The sequence below is a fragment of the Streptomyces sp. NPDC059456 genome, from assembly GCF_042750055.1.
Lineage (GTDB): Bacteria > Actinomycetota > Actinomycetes > Streptomycetales > Streptomycetaceae > Streptomyces.
The window spans coordinates 1-2,192 of the sequence record NZ_JBHYVA010000987.1 but is presented as its reverse complement, the minus strand read 5'-3'; the positions used below and the strand labels follow the sequence as shown (position 1 = coordinate 2,192).

Annotated in this window: 4 protein-coding genes; all 4 read right to left on the bottom strand. The window is 70.4% G+C overall.

The features are described from left to right. Positions 1-175: 175 nt before the first annotated feature. Complete coding sequence (locus tag ACFXA3_RS41395; protein ID WP_385196490.1) at positions 176-1,126, bottom strand: PLP-dependent cysteine synthase family protein; 951 nt, start codon at positions 1,124-1,126, stop codon at positions 176-178. Continuing rightward, positions 1,126-1,413, bottom strand: coding sequence for a MoaD/ThiS family protein (locus tag ACFXA3_RS41390; protein ID WP_385196488.1), 288 nt, complete (start codon positions 1,411-1,413; stop codon positions 1,126-1,128). The genes ACFXA3_RS41395 and ACFXA3_RS41390 overlap by 1 nt, the downstream gene beginning before the upstream one ends. An 81-nt stretch (positions 1,414-1,494) precedes the next feature. Continuing rightward, entirely contained in the window at positions 1,495-1,602 is a 108-nt protein-coding gene (locus ACFXA3_RS41385) for a putative leader peptide (RefSeq protein ID WP_324603773.1), read from the bottom strand. Positions 1,603-1,679: 77 nt separating this feature from the next. Continuing rightward, the gene (locus tag ACFXA3_RS41380) at positions 1,680-2,102 is read right to left on the bottom strand and encodes a Mov34/MPN/PAD-1 family protein (protein ID WP_054220936.1); all 423 of its coding nucleotides are present in this window, start codon (positions 2,100-2,102) and stop codon (positions 1,680-1,682) included. Positions 2,103-2,192 lie beyond the last annotated feature (90 nt).

The following is a 2,192-nucleotide window of genomic DNA, read 5'->3' as shown; positions in this document are numbered from 1 at the left end:
GCGGTGTCCCGCCCGTGGGGCGGTCTCCCCGCCCCGCCCTCCCGCCGTTGCCCGGGGCAGGCCCCGGACCCCGTGCCTCACGCGCCGGCGGCGCCGTTCCGCGAGGCACGGCCCGGTGCGGCGGTGGGCCCCGGGCCCCGCGTCTGCGACGCCGGATCAGTGGCGGGGCCGGGGGTCAGGCCCAGAGTTGGCCCTGGAGGGTTTCGATCGCCTCTTCCGTCGTCGCGGCCGTGTACACGCCCGTCGACAGGTACTTCCAGCCTCCGTCGGCCACCACGAACACGATGTCCGCCGCTTCGCCCGCGGCCACCGCCTTGCGGCCCACGCCGATCGCCGCGTGCAGGGCGGCGCCCGTGGAGACGCCCGCGAAGATGCCCTCCTGCTGGAGGAGTTCACGGGTGCGGGTCACCGCGTCGGCCGAGCCCACGGAGAAGCGGGTCGTCAGGACCGAGGCGTCGTACAGCTCCGGGACGAAGCCCTCGTCCAGGTTGCGCAGCCCGTAGACCAGGTCGTCGTAGCGCGGCTCGGCCGCGACGATCTTGATGCCGTCGACGTGCTCGCGCAGGTAGCGGCCGACGCCCATCAGGGTGCCCGTCGTGCCCAGCCCCGCCACGAAGTGGGTGATCGACGGGAGGTCCCGCAGGATCTCGGGGCCCGTCGTCGCGTAGTGGGCGCCCGCGTTGTCCGGGTTGCCGTACTGGTAGAGCATCACCCAGTCGGGGTGCTCCGCGGCCAGTTCCTTGGCCACCCGGACCGCGGTGTTCGATCCGCCGGCCGCCGGCGACGAGATGATCTCGGCTCCCCACATGGCCAGCAGGTCACGCCGCTCCTGGCTCGTGTTCTCCGGCATGACGCAGACGATCCGGTAGCCCTTGAGCTTGGCCGCCATCGCGAGCGAGATCCCGGTGTTTCCCGAGGTGGGCTCCAGGATCGTGCAGCCGGGGTACAGCCTGCCGTCCTTCTCGGCCTGCTCGACCATGTGGAGCGCGGGCCGGTCCTTGATGGACCCGGTCGGGTTCCGGTCCTCCAGCTTGGCCCAGATCCGGACGTCGTCCGAGGGCGACAGCCGGGGAAGCCGGACGAGCGGCGTGTTGCCGACCGCGGCCAGTGGGGAGTCGTAGCGCATCAGACGGAGCCGCCGGCGACCGCCGGGAGGATGGTGACGCTGTCGCCGTCCTTGAGGGCGGTGGAGATGCCGTCGAGGAAGCGGACGTCCTCGTCGTTGAGGTAGACGTTCACGAAGCGGCGCAGCTTGCCACCGTCGGCGCCCTCGACGATTCGCTCTCGAATGCCCTTGTGACGCGTCTCCAGGTCCTCGAACAGCTCGGACAGCGTGGTGCCCTCACCGCTGACGGCCTTCTCGCCGTCGGTGTAGGTGCGGAGGATGGTGGGGATGCGGACCTCGATGGCCATGGCAGGCTCCAGTGGTGAAGTAAGGCGGGAGGGGCGTAAGGGCGCGCGGCGCGATGGCCCCCGCGCGAGGGGCTGTGGTGCTCAGGCGGCAGGACAGATGCTGCTGGCGAGGCGGCACAGGTCGACGTGCAGCCGCGCCACGAGCAGCAGCCTGCCGGGCGTCTCGATGCTCACGTCGTGGGGAACCATGCGGTCATGTTAACGATTCCCGGTCCCCCGTTTGGAGTGTGATCCCGCATCGTGGACGCCTACCGACCACATCGTGGTCAGTAGGCCTCTACGACCTGCACTTCTTCCTCGGTGATGACGCCTTCGACGATCCGGTACGAGCGGAACTGGAACTCCCCGAGGCCGTCGGTGTCCGCCGTGGAGACCAGGACGTAGTGCGCGGCGGGCTCGTTGGCGTACGTGACGTCGGTGCGCGAGGGGTAGGCCTCGGTCGCGGTGTGCGAGTGGTAGACGATCACGGGTTCCTCGTCCCGGTCGTCGAGCTCGCGGTACAGCTTGAGCAGATCCTTCGAGTCGAACTCGTAGAACGTGGGCGAGCGGGCCGCGTTGAGCATCGGGATGAACCGCTCGGGGCGGTCGGTGCCGGCCGGTCCGGCCACGACGCCGCAGGCCTCGTCGGGGTGGTCCTTGCGGGCGTGCTCGACGATCCGGTCGTACAGCGCCTGGGTGAGGGTCAGCATGGTCGACAGGATAAGCAGACGTGAGCAGCCCCAAGACGCGGTGTGTAGTGGGGTGGCGCAAGCTGGTGAACCGGGCGGGGGGGGGCCGCC

Excerpts from the sequence above, each read along its gene's own strand:
- ACFXA3_RS41395 (WP_385196490.1), bottom strand. The coding sequence starts at position 1,126 with ATGCGCTACGACTCCCCACTGGCCGCGGTCGGCAACACGCCGCTCGTC.
- ACFXA3_RS41390 (WP_385196488.1), bottom strand. The coding sequence starts at position 1,413 with ATGGCCATCGAGGTCCGCATCCCCACCATCCTCCGCACCTACACCGAC.
- ACFXA3_RS41385 (WP_324603773.1), bottom strand. The coding sequence starts at position 1,602 with ATGGTTCCCCACGACGTGAGCATCGAGACGCCCGGCAGGCTGCTGCTC.
- ACFXA3_RS41380 (WP_054220936.1), bottom strand. The coding sequence starts at position 2,102 with ATGCTGACCCTCACCCAGGCGCTGTACGACCGGATCGTCGAGCACGCC.